The organism is Sphingobium sp. SG1, from assembly GCF_057063145.1.
Window position 1 is genome coordinate 122,945 of sequence record NZ_JBVVOJ010000006.1, and the last position, 15,082, is coordinate 138,026.

The window sequence follows — 15,082 nt, forward strand, 5'->3', positions numbered from 1 at the left end:
TCGCGCGCCATGCGACGCCGGACCCTATCTTCTGAAGAGCAGGCGCTCTGGGGCGCATTGACGCGCTCGGTCCGGCCGTTGCGGCCGGGGCTGATCCGTCCGCCTTTGCCCGTTGTCGCCCCGGTGCCGATCCCGGAAACAAGGTTAACGCCGCAGCCTGCCAAGGCGGTGCCGATCACCCCCGCCCGCACGCCAGCGGCCGTACTCGACACTGGCTGGGAAAAGCGAATCCGTAGCGGCAACATCGCCCCCGATATGTCGATCGACCTGCACGGCCATAATCTGGCCGGCGCCCATGTCAGGCTTAATCAGGCGCTGGCGGCAGCGATTGCTCGTGATGTCCGGGTGCTGCTGGTCGTGACCGGCAAGCCGCCAAAAGCCAGCAGCCACGGGGATTCGAGCCGGCGCGGCGCGATCCGGGGCGAGATCGGCCACTGGCTGGAGACCAGCCCCTATGCCGATCGCATCGCCAGCGTGCGCATCGCCCATCCCCGCCATGGCGGCGACGGCGCCATCTACCTGATCCTGCGCCGCAAAAAATGACGCAATTTGCGCAGCCACTGACCTTTTCTTAACCACTGTCCTTCATATCCGCCTGATCCAGCAGCACCGATTATCGGGGGCTTTGAGCAGGCAGGGAGGCACATGCAGGGCGTGACAGTGAAAAGCCGCGCTGCTGCCTTTGCCTGTGCGGCTGGCGCGCTCGTCTTCATCCTGTCGCTACTATTGGGCCATGGCGCGGCCGACAATCTGGTCGATGTCGGCCGATCCCTGATCATCGCGATCCTGTGCGGCACGATGAGTTGGGCGTCGGCCCAGCGCACCATCGCCGCGACCGCAAACGCGATCGATACCGCGACCGAGCGGCTGCTGGCCGCTGCCCATGGCGATCTTCATTCCCACGTCCCCGCCGAGATCGGACTGGAACTGCCCGACCTGTCAGTGGCGATGGAAAGCCTGTTCAGCCAGGTCCGCACCAATCTGGATCATGTCCAGACATTGGCGCTGTTCGACCAGGTGACCGGCCTTGCCAACCGCACCAGCTTCTGCCGGCAGGTCGAACGCCTGCTCGTCGAACGCAGCGGCATGGGACCGGCCGCCTTGTTCTTCATCGACCTGGACGGCTTCAAGGCGGTCAACGACACGCTGGGCCATGCAGCCGGCGACCAATTGCTGGCGCGGGTGGCGGGCCGCCTGCGCGAAGTGGTGATGGCGCAGGTCAGCGCGGGTTTGGGCGACGCCGTGATCGGCCGCCTGGCCGGCGACGAGTTCACCATGTTCTTCCCCACCCTGCCCAGCCGCGATGCCGCTTCACGCATCGCACGTGCCATCCAGTTCGCGCTGGGCGAGCGATTCGAACTGGGCAGCCAGCATGTCGACCTGGGCGCGTCGATCGGCATCGCCTGCTATCCCGAACATGGCGACAGCCTGTCCGCGCTGCTGCGATCGGCCGACATCGCCATGTATCATGCCAAGCATGAAGGCCGGGGCCGCGCCGAGATGTTCACCGCCGAACTGGCGCTGGAAGCGGCGGACCGGGCCGAACTGGAACGCGACCTGCTGCTGGGGCTGGAGCGCGACGAATTCCTGCTGGAATTTCAGCCGCAGATCGAGATGAGCCATGGCGGGGTGGCGCAGGCGGTCACGGCCGAGGCGCTGGTGCGATGGGTCCATCCCGAACGCGCGCTGATCATGCCCGGCGCGTTCGTGCCGGTTGCCGAGGAAAGCGGCATGATCGTCGCGCTGGGCGACTGGGTCATGGGCCGGGTATGCGAGACCGCTGCGAGCTGGGCGCGATCGGGCGTGCATCAGCGAATCGCGATCAACATTTCGACCCGCGAACTGGCACAGGCCGATTTCTTCCTGCGCCTGCGCCACGCCATGGCGACACACCAGACCCCGCCGGCCATGCTGGAGCTGGAGATCACCGAATCGCTGGCAATGGACATGGACGAGCGCGTGTTGGGACAGCTCAGCGCGCTGCGACAGGATGGCGTGCGAATCGCCATCGACGATTTCGGCACCGGCTATTCCAATCTGGCCCGGCTGCGTGAATTGCCGGTCGACCGGGTGAAGATCGACCGCAGCCTGGTGCGCGACATCGCGACCTCCGCAGAGGCGCGGACGATCTGCAGCGCAGTCGTTGGGCTGATTCAGGGCCTTGGCATGGAAGTGGTGATCGAAGGGGTCGAGACGCAGGCACAGATGGACATGCTGCGCGTCATCGGATGCACCCTGTTTCAGGGCTATCACCTCGCCCGACCGATGGGCGAGGCGCAATATCTGGATCGATATGCCGCCGCCCCCACCGTCGAACCGACGGAACGACGCAGCCTCTAAGCTGGACGATTCAGGGCAGGCGCCGGGCCGACAGGATCTTGACCGTCGGCTCCAGCATCTGCCCCTTCATCACGCCATTGCCGGCGGTGGGCGATTTCGGCCCGGCCTGGATGGCCTTCACGATATCCAGCCCCTCGACCACATGCGCGAAGACGGCAAAGCCCTGATTGTCGCCGGCCGATTCGGGCTGCGCGTCCATCGCCGGCATCTTGCCCAGCACGATGAAGAAATCCCCGGTTGCGCTGCCCGGTGCATAGCGCGCCATCGACAGCGCACCGTCATCATGGGTGAGGCCCGTCTGACTGGTCGGCTCATGCTTGATCGGCGGCAGGACGCGCTTGGGATCATTCTGTGTCCCGCCCTGGATGAAGCCATAGTCCGGGCCGCCGACCGCGCGATAGAAGACGGTGCCATCGAACCGCTTCTGATCGACATAGCGCAGGAAATTGCCGGCCGTGACCGGTGCCTTGTCGGGATGCAGTGTCACCACGATGCGCCCGGCACTCGTATCGAGCGCCACCCGGACATCGCTTGAGGCGACAGGCGGCGGAACCGAGGTTGAAGACTGGGCCATCAGCGGGCCGGAGGCCAGCGCGACAAGGAGGAACAGGGCCAGGGTGCGGATCATGGCATCAAGCCTAGTCCAACCACCCTGCCCTGTCAGCCCATGGAGTCAGCCCATGGTTGGGTCTGCTATCAGCCTTCCAGCTGGCGCATCAGGGCGCGGACGTCGGCGTCCATGTCCGGATGGCTTTCACGCAGCTTCTCGATCGTGCGCACCGCGTGAATCACCGTGCTATGATCGCGACCGCCAAAGGTACGGCCGATTTCCGGCAGCGAGCGCGGCGTCATCTTCTTCGAGATGTACATCGCCACCTGACGGGGACGCGCGACGGCGCGCGCACGGCGCTTCGACTTCATTTCCGACAGGTCGATCTTGAAATGCGCGGCACAGGCCTTCTGGATCTCGTCGATGGTCAGGCGACGCACATTGGCGCGCACTGCGTCGGCGAGCATGGTCTGGGCAAATTCCAGATCGATCGAACGACCGGTCAGCTGGCCATAGGCCACCAGCTTGTTGAACGCGCCTTCCAATTCGCGCACGTTCGAGCGGATCGAACGGGCAAGGAAGTCGATCACCGCATCGGGCACCGGCGGATCGCCGGCATGGGCGCGGCGCGCTTCCAGAATCGCAAGGCGCAGATCGAGACCGGCCGGACGGATATCGGCTACCAGACCGCCCGCCAGACGCGACAGGATGCGCGGATCAATGCCGTCCAGCATCTGCGGCGCCCGGTCGGCGGTCACGACGATACGGGCACCGGTATCGATCAGGTCGTTGATCGTGTGGAGGAATTCTTCCTGGGTCGAACCCTTGCCGGCGATGAACTGGATATCGTCGATCAGCAGCAGGCGCGCGGCGCGCAGGCGGGCCTTGAATGCCATCGTCTCGTTCGAGCGCATCGCATTGACGAACTCGACCATGAAGCGTTCGGCCGACATGTAGAGCACCGGTGCGCTCGGCGAATGGGCAGAGAAGGCCCGCGCGATCGAGTGCAACAGGTGCGTCTTGCCCTGGCCGGTGCCGCCATGGATGAAGAGCGGCGTGAAGCGGGGCTCCGCCTCGCCCGCCATTGCCAGCGCCGCCGAATAGGCGAGCTGGTTGGTTTCACCCGGAACGAACTGGTCGAAGGCGTGACGCGGCTGGAAGTTGCAGGCGACGGTCGGCGCAGCGGCAACGATCGCCGGCGCCGTCACGGCTGCGGCCACGTCGCGCTTCACCTCCAGCAGGCGCGGACCCGACGAATCGGGCGCACGGCGCAGGCGCACTTCACGCACACCGGCGCCCGAACAGCGCCAGGCCATGCGCAGGCGATCGCCAAACTGGCCGGAAACGAAATTCGCGCTGAAATCCGACGCAAAATGGAGATCCAGCGTCTGCGAATCGGGGCAATAGTCACCCAGGCGCGCAGGCTTCAACCATTGGTCGAACATGCGCGCGCCGATGTCGCGGCGCAGACCGGTGCGGATGGTCGTCCAGGCGGATTCCAGGCGGGCCATATCTGCCGCTGCCTCTCCGTCCTGAATTCCAAGCACCGCCGCATTATCCTTCATTGAATGCTGCCCCCAAAATACCAACAAAAATGCCCCTGAGGGCACGACTATCGGACGCAACAAGATGGTTCGGAAAAGCGCCCCCGCCTTTCCGAGTCTGATACATCGACTGACATTATGACGACCGCCAGGAAGTGATTCGATCAGCGGCCGGAGGATCAAAATAGACAGGGCCGCTTCGCCGGATCAAGGGCGGGTCGCTTCAAAAAACTGAAATAAAGACGTTGACTCGGGAATCCCGCGGAAAACTGCAGATTCACAAATTATGGCTATTTTTCAGTGAATTACTTGGCAGCGATTCTGACGATCCGGCTCGAATCGTGAGAAATTCGCGGGTCAGGGAAATGACTATTCCGTGACTCCAGCAGAAAAAGCCCGCTCCGGCGATCCGGAGCGGGCTTTTCAGATAAGCGGGTAGCTTAACGTAAGGCTTAGGCGATCGCGCCGACGGCCTTGGTCAGGCGACCGAACTTACGAGCGGCGGTGTTCTTGTGCAGAACGCCACGGGCAACGCCGCGGGCCAGTTCGGGCTGGACAGTCTGAAGCGCGGTCGCAGCAGCATCCTTGTCACCGGCGAGGATGGCGGCTTCCACCTTCTTCACCAGGGTGCGGATCCGGCTGATGCGGGCGCCATTGATCGCGGCGCGACGCTCATTGCGACGGATGCGCTTCTTGGCTTGCGGCGTATTGGCCATTCTATTCCTCGGTTCTCATCAAATCTCGGGAAGAGGCCCGTCGGATTCGCCAACCAGCCTCGTGAAGGTGCGCCCCTTACAGCTGTTCCGGGGTGTCGTCAACCAGCGAGCCCCCCGCTATTTCTGGCATTTGGGGCAATGGAAGGTCGATCGCCCCCCATCGACTCGGCGTTGCACGGTGCCGCCACAGGGACAAATCTGTCCCTCGCGCCCATAGACTCGCCATTGGTTGGAGAAATAGCCCAATTCGCCATCCGGCCGCGCATAATCGCGCAGGGTGGACCCGCCGGCGACGATGGCGGCGGACAGAACGGTACGAATCGCTTCTACCAGCAAAGTGAGTCGGGGCTTCGATATGCGCCCTGCCGCTCGAGTCGGGGCGATGCCCGCCATGTTCAGCGCTTCGCAGACATAGATATTGCCCAACCCCGCGACGATGCGCTGGTCGAGCAGCGCCGCCTTGATCGATGTTGCCTTGCCATCCAGCGCCTGCGCCAGATAGGCCGCGTCGAAATCCGGCCCCAATGGTTCCGGGCCCATGCGGGTGAAGGGGGCATAGCCCTGCCAGGCGTCACTGCGCACCAGATCGAGCGAACCGAAACGGCGCGGGTCGTTGAGCGAGAGAAGATGCCCGCTGCCCGTCTCCAGCAACAGATGGTCATGCGCCCCGATTTCCGCCGGATCGATTCGCCAACGCCCCGACATGCCGAGATGGAAGATCATCATGTCGCCGCGATCGGTTTCGATGAGGCCATATTTGGCCCGGCGCGAGAGGCCCGTGACGGTGGCGCCGGTCATACGCTGACGCAGGTCCACCGGAATCGGGAAGCGCAGATCGGCGCGGCGTGGCTCGACCCGTGTGAGGGTCGCCCCCTGCAAGACGGATCGCAGACCGGAAACGGTGGTTTCGACTTCGGGAAGCTCTGGCATGGCCCCTATGTAGGATGCCGGATAGCGGAGCGACAGGGGCGTTTACGCCCAGCTCCCAACCCATGCCTTCGCGCTGGATTGGCGCTGAAACTGCGCAATCACATAAGAGCGTAATTCACCGTATCGCGTGAGCGCGCATAGCGCTTCCATCTGGCACGATCAGGCTCTAGAGCGAACCGCATGAGCGAAACAGCATCCTTCGGCTATCGCGACGTCGATGCCGCCGAGAAGGCCGGCATGGTCCGCGCCGTATTCTCCAATGTCGCCGCCAAATATGACCTGATGAACGACGCCATGTCGGGCGGCGCCCATCGGTTGTGGAAGGATCAGTTCGTCAAGCGGGTGAAGCCGCAGCCGGGCGAGCAGATATTGGACATGGCCGGCGGCACCGGCGACATCGCCTTTCGCATGCACAAGCTGGGTGCGCATATCACCGTGTCCGACATCAACCCCGAGATGCTGGCCGTGGGTGTCGAGCGGGCGCAGAAGAAGGGCTATGAAGGCCTGATCTGGTCGGAGCAGAATGCCGAGACGCTGACCTTTGGCGACCGGGAATTCGACGCCTATACGATCGCCTTCGGCATCCGCAACGTCACCCATATCGACATGGCGCTGCGCGAGGCGCACCGCGTTCTGAAGTTCGGCGGGCGCTTCTTCTGCCTGGAATTTTCGACCACCACCTGGCCGGGCTTTTCCGACGTCTATGACAGCTATTCGCACAAGCTGGTGCCACAGCTGGGCAAGCTGTTCGCCAATGACGCCGACAGCTATCGCTATCTGATCGAATCGATCCGCCGCTTCCCGCCCATGCCCAAGTTCGAGAGCATGATCCGCGACGCCGGTTTCGTGAATACCAAGGTCGAGCCGATCCTGGGCGGACTGGTGGCGATCCATTCGGGCTGGAAGATCTGACGCCCGCATGACCACCCACGCGACTCATATCTGGCGGCTCCTGAAATGGGGCCGGACACTCGCACGCCATGGCGCCCTCACTGGCATTGAACGCGATCCGCTGACGCCGACGCCGGTACGCCGGCTGGTGCGCCTGGCCCGGTTCGGCGCGCGCGTGCCCAAGCAGCCACGCTATGCCGATGCGTTCCAGTCGATCGGCCCGGCCGCGATCAAGCTGGGTCAGACGCTGGCGACCCGCCCAGATCTGGTCGGTGAGGAGGCGGCGAACGATCTGTTGCGCCTGCAGGACGCCCTGCCCCCGGTTCCGTTCGACACGATCCGCGCGCAGGTCGAGCAGAGTTTCGGCCGGCCGCTGGAGCAGGTCTATGCCCGCTTCGACGAGCAGCCCGTCGGAGCCGCGTCAATCGCGCAGGTGCATCGCGCCGTTACCAGCGACGGCCGCGAGGTCGCGGTCAAGGTGATCCGGCCCGGCGTGATCGACCAGTTCAACCGCGACATCCAGACCTATGAATGGGCTGCCGCCCATGTCGAGATGCTGGGCGGCGAAGTCGCCCGCCTGCGCCCGCGCCTGGTGATCGCCAATATGAAGCGCTGGACCGCGCGCGAGCTGGACCTGCGGCGCGAAGCGGCATCGGCATCGGAACTGGCCGAAGCGATGGAAGCGATGCCCGGCTATCGCATTCCCGCCATCGACTGGGATCGCACGACCGGCAAGGTCATGACGATGGAATGGATCGACGGCATCAAGATCTCCGATCGCGATGCGCTGATCGCCGCCGGCCATGACCTCAAAGACATCGCCGCGCGGCTGGTCAACGCCTTCCTGCGCCAGGCGATCGCCGAGGGGTTCTTCCACGCGGACATGCATCAGGGCAATTTGTTCGTGAAGGGCAATGGCGACATCGTCGCGATCGATTTCGGCATCATGGGCCGGATCGATCGGCGCGCCCGCATGTGGCTGGCCGAGATTCTCTATGGCCTGATCACCGGCAACTACAAGCGCGTCGCCGAAATCCATTTCGAGGCGCAATATGTGCCCGGCCATCATAATGTCGACGAGTTCGCTACCGCGTTGCGCGCCGTGGGCGAGCCGATGCGCGGCAAGCCGGCGAGCGAATTGTCGGTCGGCGGTATGCTGGACGGACTGTTCGCCATCACCCGCGATTTCGACATGCAGACCCAGCCGCATCTGCTGCTGCTGCAGAAGACGATGGTGATGGTCGAGGGCGTCGCCCATCAGCTCGATCCCGAAATCAACATGTGGGAGACGAGCGGCCCCTATGTGAAGGAATGGCTGCGCACCGAATTGGGGCCGGAAGCCAAGGCCGCTGATGCGCTGATCGAGAATTGGCGCCTGATTCAGCGGCTGCCGGCGCTGGTCCGCCGCATCGAAGACGCCTTCCCCGAAAAGGGCGGTGCCCCGCCGCCGCTGCCGCTGGGCGACGTGAAGCTGATCCAGGTGGGCGGCGGCTGGCGCTATGGGCTGGTTGCGCTGCTGGCGGCGGCGATCGGCGCCGGGGCGATGGCCGCCGCCACGACCTTCTTCTAAGTCGGCGACCGGGCTGGACAAGTCCCGGTCGCACGACCAAATGTTGGCCATGACCCAGCGTGTCCTTCTCATCGTCTCCGGCGGCATTGCGGCCTATAAGTCGCTGGAACTGGTGCGCCAGTTGCGCAAGCGCGGCATCGCCGTGCGCGCGGTGCTGACCGAAAGCGCGCAGCAGTTCGTCACGCCGCTGAGCCTGGGCGTGCTGACCGAGGATCATGTCTATGGTGACATGTTCGATCTCAAGGAAGAGCGCGAGATCGGCCATATCCAGCTGTCGCGCCAGGCGGACCTGATCGTCGTCGCGCCGGCGACCGCCAACATCCTGGCGAAGATGGCGGCGGGCATTGCCGATGACCTGGCCACCACCATATTGCTCGCCACCGACAAGCCGGTGCTGGCCGTACCGGCGATGAATGTGCGCATGTGGCACCACAAGGCGACGCAGCGGAACCTGGCGCAGCTCCATGCCGATGGCCTCCACATCATGACGCCCGACGATGGCGAGATGGCCTGCGGCGAATATGGCAAGGGGCGCCTGCCCGAGCCGGAAGCTATTGCGGCGGAGATTGGGCGCTTGCTGGCCGCTCCGACTTTGCCCGATCCGCTGGCGGGTCAGCCGGATTTCGCCGGCGCGGATGAACCGCTGACCGGACGGCATATATTGGTGACGGCCGGGCCGACGCATGAGCCTATCGATCCGGTGCGCTACATCGCCAATCGCTCTTCGGGCAAACAGGGTTTTGCTATCGCCGCCGCCGCTGCGCGTGCCGGGGCGAAGGTGACTTTAGTGGCGGGCCCCGTGCATCTGCCCACGCCCGCCGGTGTCACCCGCATCGATGTCGAGACCGCGCGCGAGATGCTGGCGGCGGTCGAAGACGCGCTGCCCGCCGACGCAGCGATCATGGTCGCGGCCGTTGCCGACTGGCGCACCGCCGACGCGGCCGAGCAGAAGCTGAAGAAGGACGGATCGGGCGCGCCCGCGCCGCTTAGCCTGGTCGAGAATCCCGACATATTGGCGACGCTGGGCCATCATGTCCGCCGACCCCGCCTGCTGATCGGCTTTGCCGCCGAAACCCAGAAGATCGCCGAACATGCGCAGGCCAAGCTGACCCGCAAGGGCGCCGACTGGATCGTCGCCAATGACGTGTCCGGCGACGTCATGGGCGGCGACAGCAACAGCGTCCAGATCGTCACATCCACCGGCATCGAAAGCTGGGCCGCCATGGCCAAGAGCGATGTCGCCACCAAACTCATCGAAAAGGTTGCCAATGCCCTCTCCCCTGCCGCCGATTGATATCCAACTCATGCGCCTGCCCAATGGCGAGGGCCTGCCCGTCCCCGCCTATGCCACCGCGCATGCCGCCGGCATGGATGTGGTGTCGGCCGAGGAGATCATTCTCAACCCTGGCGATCGCCATCCGGTCGCGACCGGTTTCGCGCTGGCGATCCCCGAAGGCTATGAGATTCAGGTCCGGCCTCGTTCCGGCCTGGCGCTCAAGCATGGCATCACCCTGCCCAACGCCCCGGGCACGATCGACGCCGACTACCGCGGCGAACTTAAGGTGCTGCTGATCAACCATGGCGCCGATCCCTTCCCGATCAAGCGGGGCGATCGCATCGCGCAACTGGTGGTTGCGCCAGTTCAGCTTGCGAGCTTCGTCGAGGTCGATATGCTCGACGATACCGTCCGGGGACAGGGCGGCTTCGGTTCTACGGGAGTGTGACATCATGATGACCCCGCTGCTTTCGCTGATGCTTGCCGCCGCCACACCGCAGGCGCTTCCCGCCATGCCCCAGGATCTGAGCGAAGTGCCGGTGATCGAGGGCTGGCAGGGCCGCAAGGTGTCGCCCAAATGGTCGGAGAATGTTCACACCCTCTACCGCAAGGCATCGTGCAGCGGCGCGGTCAATTATGAAGGCTCGCAACTGCTGGAACTGGATGTACTGTTCCTGCTCGACGGTCAGGGCCGGCCGCTGAAGATCGCGCCGGTCAATGTCCGCTGCCCGGATGTCGAAACATTCGTGAGCAAGCGCATCCTCGGCACGCTCAAGGGCAGCTTCCCCAAGACCGGCACCGACGAACCGGTCTGGATGCGCTCGCAGGTGCGCTTCCTCTGGTCGGACGCCTCGTGACGCTGACCGACGATCAACTGGAGCGCTATGCGCGCCATATCGTGCTGAAGGAAATTGGCGGCGCCGGTCAGGCCCGGCTGCTGTCGGCCGATGTCGCGGTGATCGGCGCGGGCGGCATCGGCAGCCCGGCCATCCTCTATCTGGCGGCCGCCGGCGTCGGCACGATCCGGGTGATCGACGATGACGCCGTCGCCCTGTCCAACCTGCAACGGCAGATATTGTTCGGCACCGCCGAGATCGGCACGCCCAAGGCGGAAGCGGCCATGACGGCGGTCGCCCGGATCAATCCCGACGTCAAGCTGATCCCGATCAACGCACGGATCGATGCGGACAATGCCGCCATGCTGCTGCGCGAGGCCGATGTCGTGCTGGACGGGTGCGACAGCTTCGCGACCCGGCTGGTGGTGGCCGACGCCGCGCAGGCGCTGCGCATGCCGCTGGTATCGGCGGCGGTCGGCCCGTTCGAGGGGCAACTCGCCACCTATCGCGGCTGGGAGGCAGGCAAGCCCTGCTATCGCTGCCTGGTGGGCAGCCCGGTTGACGCGCCCGAACGCAATTGCTCCGAAACCGGCGTGATCGGCGCGCTGACCGGGGTGATGGGCAGTCTGGCGGCGCTGGAGGTGATCCGCGCGCTGGTGCCGTTCGGCACCGACATGGCGGGGCAGTTGCTGATCGCGGACCTGCTGGCGATGCGCTTCCGCACGCTCGGCGTGCCCAAGGATCCGGCCTGCCCCGGCTGTGCGGCGTAACTATGCGCGCCCTGAGGATCGTCGTCATGACGGCCGATGCGGAGCGACTGCGCGGCGCATTGGTGATGGCGACGGCGCAGGCCGCGCTGGGCGGCGAGGCCAGCTTGTTCCTGCAACTGGATGCAGTTGCGCTGCTGGCGACGCCGCTGGCCGCGCCGGAAGATGCGGCGCATCAGGCGGCGGGCCTGCCGACGCTGGCCCAATTGCTGGCCGAGGCGCTGGACATGGGGGTAGCCCTGATCGCCTGCCAGAGCGGCCTTGCCCTGTCGGGCCTGTCCGCCGACGCCCTGCCCGCCGGGGTCGAAATTGGCGGCCCGCTTTCCTTCCTGCAACAGACCAACGACGTTGCCCGGTTGCTGATCGCCTGATCGCGGTCTGCACGTTCAGCGGCAGACATGGCCGACCTGGATCGTTTGACGCCCTAAATTAACGACTTCCCCCGACTTGAGCGCTTGTTAGACGGCGAGTCGCGCAGGGTGGCGTCAGGCTTTTCAGTGCCTTAGCTGGAAACGGTCGAAAGTTTGCGCGTATGCGCCATGAAAGATTTTCGCGGCCCGCGAAAAATCGACGACAATTGAGTGGGTTGACGATCAAAAGAGCCGGCCGGAACTTTACACCGGACACGCCGCTGTAGGACAGGGCTCTCATCGCGAAAGCGACCGGGATGGGTGGGAAGCAGACGGCCTGCTTTCTGTTGCCCCTACCGCTTGTGGGAGGGGGAACATGTCCGCAACTGGGCGTCTGCGGACCGGCCGAATTGTCCAGTAGCTTTAGTCGGCCAGGCGCGTATCAGGCGTGGCGCGTGTCAGGCGTGGCGCGTGGATCCAGCGTCAGTTGAAGGAAGGCCAGGTCGAGCCATCGGCCGAATTTCATGCCGACCTGCGGCAGCAGGCCGACCTGGGCGAAGCCCAGCCGTTCGTGCAACCGGATCGACCCGATATTGCCGGCCTCTATGCCGGCGACCATGACATGCTTGCCGATTGCGCGGGCACGATCGATCAGGGCGAGCATCAGCGCCTTGCCGATTCCCGCCCCGCGCTGATCGACGCGGACATAGACCGAATGTTCGACCGTGTTGCGATAGCCATCCCAGGCGCGCCAGTCGCCAAAGGAGGCATAGCCAACCACGTCGCCCAGCGCATCGACCGCCACCAGCACCGGATAGCCCTGCCCCTGCCGCTCCGTCAGCCAGGCGAGTCGATCGGCGGCATCCACCTGATGCTCGTTCCAGATCGCCGTCGTGTTGACGACCGCGTCATTATAGATGGCCACGATGGCCGGCGCATCGGCCGGGCCGGCATCCCGAATGGTCATTGGCGCAGGTCACTCCTCGATCGGTGCATGTCATGGTTCAGGCGGCACTCGGCACGATCAGATATTTCTCGCCGGTGCGGCGGGCATTATAGGCCAGCACCGCGTCGCGCGTCAGCGCATCCCTGAGCGACAGGCGCGCCTTGTAGTGGCTGGCGAAAAGGCCGGTGAGATTGTCGCGCACGCGGGCGCGCATCCGCTCCACCGTTTCCGCCCCCGCCTGCGCCAGGAAAGGCGAAAGCAGCCAGCCGCCGACCCGCCAGCTGAAGCCGAAGCTGCGGGTCAGCAGGGTTGGCGACAGGTCTAGGGCGCCATAGATATAGGCCTGCTTCATGGTGGCGGAGCCATAGCGGCTATAGGCAGCGCCCGCACTCGCCACCTGTTCCATCGCGCCCAATATCCGGCTGACCAGCGATCCGCCGCCGATCGCGTCAAAGGCGATGGTCGCCCCCGTTTCGCTCAGAGCGGCGACCAGCAGTTCGGCAAAATCATCGGCCGTGCTGTCGAGCACATGGCGCGCGCCCAGATCGCGCAGCAGGGCGACCTGCGCCGGGCTGCGGACGATATTGACCAGCGGGATGTCGTCCGCCTGGCAGATTTTGACGAGCATCTGGCCAAGGTTGGAGGCCGCCGCAGTATGGACCAGCGCCTTGTGCCCCTCTGCCCGCATGGTTTCGACGAAGCCAAGCGCAGTCATCGGATTGACGAAGGCCGATGCCCCCTGCTCCGCCGTGGCGCCATCCGGCAAGACCATGCAGGCTCGCGCGTCGACCAGCCGATATTGGGCATACATGCCGCCCGGCACACAGGTGACGCGCTTGCCGAGCAGCGCCTGCGCCTCCGCCGCTTCGCCCGCTGCGATCACCGTGCCAGCCCCTTCATTGCCGACCGGCATCGCTTCACCCAGGCGCGAGGCCATGGCGCGCATCGACGCCTCGGGCATCTGCGCCACCAGATAGCCATCGCCATATTCGGCATGGTCGACATCGGCCGACCCCAGCAGCAACCCGAGATCGGATGGATTGATCGGCGCCGCTTCGACCCGCAGCACGACCTGAGATCCGGTCGGCGCTGGCAGGGTCTGCTCTGCCAGCGCTACGGTCAGGCGGCCATCGGGCGCGAGGGTCGAAAGAATTTGCAGACCGGTGATGTCGGACATGAGGAGGCTCCCTTGGCGGCGATGATTGGGGCTTAGCCTGCCACTTCGCCATCGGCCAGCATGGGCGCGATCAGGCGGCGGGGACCGCCCGGTAGAGCGTGGGATACATGGCGCGGAATGCCTTGAGCTTGGGCATGTCCCAGCGCTGAATATAGGGGTGATAGGGATAGCGGGCCATGAAATCCTGATGATCGGCCCCGGCATCCTGGAAACCGGTGAAGGGCTCCACCCTGGTCACGATCGGATCGCGCCACAGCCCGGCCTTCTGCAACTGGACCAGATAGGCGCGCGCGGCCTTGTCCTGCTCGGCATTGAGCGGGAAGAGCGCGCTGCGATATTGGGTGCCGCTGTCGGGCCGCTGATAGTTGAGCGTGGTGGGGTCGGTGATGACCGAGAAGAAGATGCGCAGCAGCGTGCCATAGCTTACCAGCTTGGGATCATAGGTGACCCGGACCGATTCGGCGAAACCGGTATCGCCGCCGCTGACCATGTCATAATCGACCTTGCGGTCGCGCGGCCCGCCGGCGAACCCCGCCACGACGAGCCTGACGCCCTTCACATGGGAAAAGACGCCCTCGACGCCCCAATAGCAGCCGCCCGCGAAGATCGCGGTTTCCAGCGACCGGGTCGGCTGCGCATCCAGCGCCGGAATCGGCGCGGGGACGGCAGGTTCGGCATGCAATGGGGAAGACGCGGCGGCGAGCGCCGCAAGGGGGAGTAGGAAAAGGCCCTTAGAGCGCCGCACTGCCGACAGGGGTCGCGGTCGACGCGATCGCGGTCGAGGTCAGCGCCGGCGGCTCATTATTGGGCTGAAGCGCGAACATCGCGACCGCCCCGATGGCAAAGCCACCCAGGAAACGGAAGAACAGTTCGGATTTCAAAAACGCCAACATGGCCAAGCCTTTCTGTCGCGATATCTTCGCGATCGTTGCCCGGTAGGACATTGCGCCTTGCCCCTGTCTGAACATGATCGCGCCGGACAGCGGCTTTCGACCAAGGACGGGAGTGGAGCGACGAAATGTCACCGCACATAAGTTTCTTTACGCAACGGACATATAGCGCCTGCGGCGTCAATCACAAGACGCTGCAGTGCGAAAAAGACCGTTTCATTTTTTGAGACAATGGAAAAATCCGGCCGCGATAGACAGTATCGCGACCGGATTTTCAAGAGCTTATTGCAGGCCGATAA

Annotated in this window: 17 protein-coding genes; 9 read left to right on the top strand and 8 right to left on the bottom strand. The window is 64.7% G+C overall.

What is annotated here, in order from left to right:
• Positions 1–9 precede the first annotated feature (9 nt).
• Together AC0KVN_RS15005 and AC0KVN_RS15010 are read left to right on the top strand one after the other, a co-directional pair.
• Entirely contained in the window at positions 10–543 is a 534-nt protein-coding gene (locus AC0KVN_RS15005; RefSeq protein ID WP_048936409.1) for a Smr/MutS family protein, read from the top strand.
• A gap of 102 nt (positions 544–645) precedes the next feature.
• A complete protein-coding gene (locus AC0KVN_RS15010; RefSeq protein ID WP_483656194.1) occupies positions 646–2,340 on the top strand; it encodes a putative bifunctional diguanylate cyclase/phosphodiesterase in 1,695 nt (564 codons plus the stop codon).
• A gap of 10 nt (positions 2,341–2,350) precedes the next feature.
• On the opposite strand, the gene AC0KVN_RS15015 is transcribed toward AC0KVN_RS15010, so the two are convergent.
• The 4 genes from AC0KVN_RS15015 to mutM form a co-directional block, all read right to left on the bottom strand.
• Positions 2,351–2,968, bottom strand: a complete 618-nt coding sequence (locus tag AC0KVN_RS15015; protein ID WP_483656195.1) for a peptidylprolyl isomerase — start codon at positions 2,966–2,968, stop codon at positions 2,351–2,353.
• Positions 2,969–3,036: 68 nt separating this feature from the next.
• Positions 3,037–4,455 (bottom strand): chromosomal replication initiator protein DnaA, encoded by a 1,419-nt coding sequence (gene dnaA / locus AC0KVN_RS15020; RefSeq protein ID WP_004210320.1) that lies wholly within the window; start codon positions 4,453–4,455, stop codon positions 3,037–3,039.
• A 431-nt stretch (positions 4,456–4,886) separates the two neighbouring features.
• Positions 4,887–5,150 carry a 30S ribosomal protein S20 gene (rpsT, locus tag AC0KVN_RS15025; protein ID WP_010335635.1) on the bottom strand — a complete coding sequence of 88 codons (264 nt, stop codon included), beginning with the start codon at positions 5,148–5,150 and terminating at the stop codon, positions 4,887–4,889.
• Positions 5,151–5,267: 117 nt separating this feature from the next.
• The gene (mutM, locus tag AC0KVN_RS15030; RefSeq protein WP_435567165.1) at positions 5,268–6,080 is read right to left on the bottom strand and encodes a bifunctional DNA-formamidopyrimidine glycosylase/DNA-(apurinic or apyrimidinic site) lyase; all 813 of its coding nucleotides are present in this window, start codon (positions 6,078–6,080) and stop codon (positions 5,268–5,270) included.
• 180 nt (positions 6,081–6,260) lie between these two features.
• On the opposite strand from mutM, the gene AC0KVN_RS15035 reads away from it, so the two are divergent.
• From AC0KVN_RS15035 to AC0KVN_RS15065, 7 genes are read left to right on the top strand one after another with little or no spacing between them, the layout of a single operon-like run.
• A complete protein-coding gene (locus AC0KVN_RS15035) occupies positions 6,261–6,992 on the top strand; it encodes a class I SAM-dependent methyltransferase (protein WP_435567166.1) in 732 nt (243 codons plus the stop codon).
• A gap of 7 nt (positions 6,993–6,999) precedes the next feature.
• The gene (gene ubiB / locus AC0KVN_RS15040) at positions 7,000–8,541 is read left to right on the top strand and encodes a 2-polyprenylphenol 6-hydroxylase (protein ID WP_125985636.1); all 1,542 of its coding nucleotides are present in this window, start codon (positions 7,000–7,002) and stop codon (positions 8,539–8,541) included.
• 49 nt (positions 8,542–8,590) lie between these two features.
• The gene (gene coaBC, locus AC0KVN_RS15045; RefSeq protein WP_029547396.1) at positions 8,591–9,835 is read left to right on the top strand and encodes a bifunctional phosphopantothenoylcysteine decarboxylase/phosphopantothenate--cysteine ligase CoaBC; all 1,245 of its coding nucleotides are present in this window, start codon (positions 8,591–8,593) and stop codon (positions 9,833–9,835) included.
• Positions 9,810–10,265 carry a dUTP diphosphatase gene (gene dut / locus AC0KVN_RS15050; protein WP_004210314.1) on the top strand — a complete coding sequence of 152 codons (456 nt, stop codon included), beginning with the start codon at positions 9,810–9,812 and terminating at the stop codon, positions 10,263–10,265. Before coaBC ends, dut begins: the two co-directional genes overlap by 26 nt.
• A gap of 4 nt (positions 10,266–10,269) precedes the next feature.
• The gene (locus AC0KVN_RS15055) at positions 10,270–10,674 is read left to right on the top strand and encodes a hypothetical protein (RefSeq protein ID WP_048936461.1); all 405 of its coding nucleotides are present in this window, start codon (positions 10,270–10,272) and stop codon (positions 10,672–10,674) included.
• A complete protein-coding gene (locus AC0KVN_RS15060; protein WP_435567167.1) occupies positions 10,671–11,423 on the top strand; it encodes a HesA/MoeB/ThiF family protein in 753 nt (250 codons plus the stop codon). The genes AC0KVN_RS15055 and AC0KVN_RS15060 overlap by 4 nt, the downstream gene beginning before the upstream one ends.
• Before the next feature lie 2 nt (positions 11,424–11,425).
• Complete coding sequence (locus AC0KVN_RS15065; protein ID WP_435567168.1) at positions 11,426–11,791, top strand: DsrE family protein; 366 nt, start codon at positions 11,426–11,428, stop codon at positions 11,789–11,791.
• 421 nt (positions 11,792–12,212) lie between these two features.
• On the opposite strand, the gene AC0KVN_RS15070 is transcribed toward AC0KVN_RS15065, so the two are convergent.
• From AC0KVN_RS15070 to AC0KVN_RS15085, 4 genes are all read right to left on the bottom strand, one after another.
• Complete coding sequence (locus AC0KVN_RS15070; RefSeq protein ID WP_435567169.1) at positions 12,213–12,737, bottom strand: GNAT family N-acetyltransferase; 525 nt, start codon at positions 12,735–12,737, stop codon at positions 12,213–12,215.
• Between the two features lie 37 nt (positions 12,738–12,774).
• The gene (locus tag AC0KVN_RS15075; protein WP_435567170.1) at positions 12,775–13,893 is read right to left on the bottom strand and encodes a zinc-binding dehydrogenase; all 1,119 of its coding nucleotides are present in this window, start codon (positions 13,891–13,893) and stop codon (positions 12,775–12,777) included.
• A 70-nt stretch (positions 13,894–13,963) separates the two neighbouring features.
• Positions 13,964–14,638 (bottom strand): peptide-methionine (S)-S-oxide reductase MsrA, encoded by a 675-nt coding sequence (gene msrA / locus AC0KVN_RS15080; RefSeq protein ID WP_435567171.1) that lies wholly within the window; start codon positions 14,636–14,638, stop codon positions 13,964–13,966.
• Positions 14,625–14,786, bottom strand: a complete 162-nt coding sequence (locus AC0KVN_RS15085) for a hypothetical protein (protein WP_170319005.1) — start codon at positions 14,784–14,786, stop codon at positions 14,625–14,627. Before AC0KVN_RS15085 ends, msrA begins: the two co-directional genes overlap by 14 nt.
• Positions 14,787–15,082: the final 296 nt, after the last annotated feature.

Coding starts and splice junctions, on each gene's coding strand:
- dnaA (WP_004210320.1), bottom strand. CDS start 4,455: ATGAAGGATAATGCGGCGGTGCTTGGAATTCAGGACGGAGAGGCAGCG.
- AC0KVN_RS15055 (WP_048936461.1), top strand. CDS start 10,270: ATGATGACCCCGCTGCTTTCGCTGATGCTTGCCGCCGCCACACCGCAG.
- AC0KVN_RS15070 (WP_435567169.1), bottom strand. CDS start 12,737: ATGACCATTCGGGATGCCGGCCCGGCCGATGCGCCGGCCATCGTGGCC.
- AC0KVN_RS15015 (WP_483656195.1), bottom strand. CDS start 2,968: ATGATCCGCACCCTGGCCCTGTTCCTCCTTGTCGCGCTGGCCTCCGGC.
- dut (WP_004210314.1), top strand. CDS start 9,810: ATGCCCTCTCCCCTGCCGCCGATTGATATCCAACTCATGCGCCTGCCC.
- coaBC (WP_029547396.1), top strand. CDS start 8,591: ATGACCCAGCGTGTCCTTCTCATCGTCTCCGGCGGCATTGCGGCCTAT.
- AC0KVN_RS15005 (WP_048936409.1), top strand. CDS start 10: ATGCGACGCCGGACCCTATCTTCTGAAGAGCAGGCGCTCTGGGGCGCA.
- ubiB (WP_125985636.1), top strand. CDS start 7,000: ATGACCACCCACGCGACTCATATCTGGCGGCTCCTGAAATGGGGCCGG.
- AC0KVN_RS15035 (WP_435567166.1), top strand. CDS start 6,261: ATGAGCGAAACAGCATCCTTCGGCTATCGCGACGTCGATGCCGCCGAG.
- rpsT (WP_010335635.1), bottom strand. CDS start 5,150: ATGGCCAATACGCCGCAAGCCAAGAAGCGCATCCGTCGCAATGAGCGT.
- AC0KVN_RS15075 (WP_435567170.1), bottom strand. CDS start 13,893: ATGTCCGACATCACCGGTCTGCAAATTCTTTCGACCCTCGCGCCCGAT.
- AC0KVN_RS15065 (WP_435567168.1), top strand. CDS start 11,426: ATGCGCGCCCTGAGGATCGTCGTCATGACGGCCGATGCGGAGCGACTG.
- AC0KVN_RS15085 (WP_170319005.1), bottom strand. CDS start 14,786: ATGTTGGCGTTTTTGAAATCCGAACTGTTCTTCCGTTTCCTGGGTGGC.
- AC0KVN_RS15010 (WP_483656194.1), top strand. CDS start 646: ATGCAGGGCGTGACAGTGAAAAGCCGCGCTGCTGCCTTTGCCTGTGCG.
- mutM (WP_435567165.1), bottom strand. CDS start 6,080: ATGCCAGAGCTTCCCGAAGTCGAAACCACCGTTTCCGGTCTGCGATCC.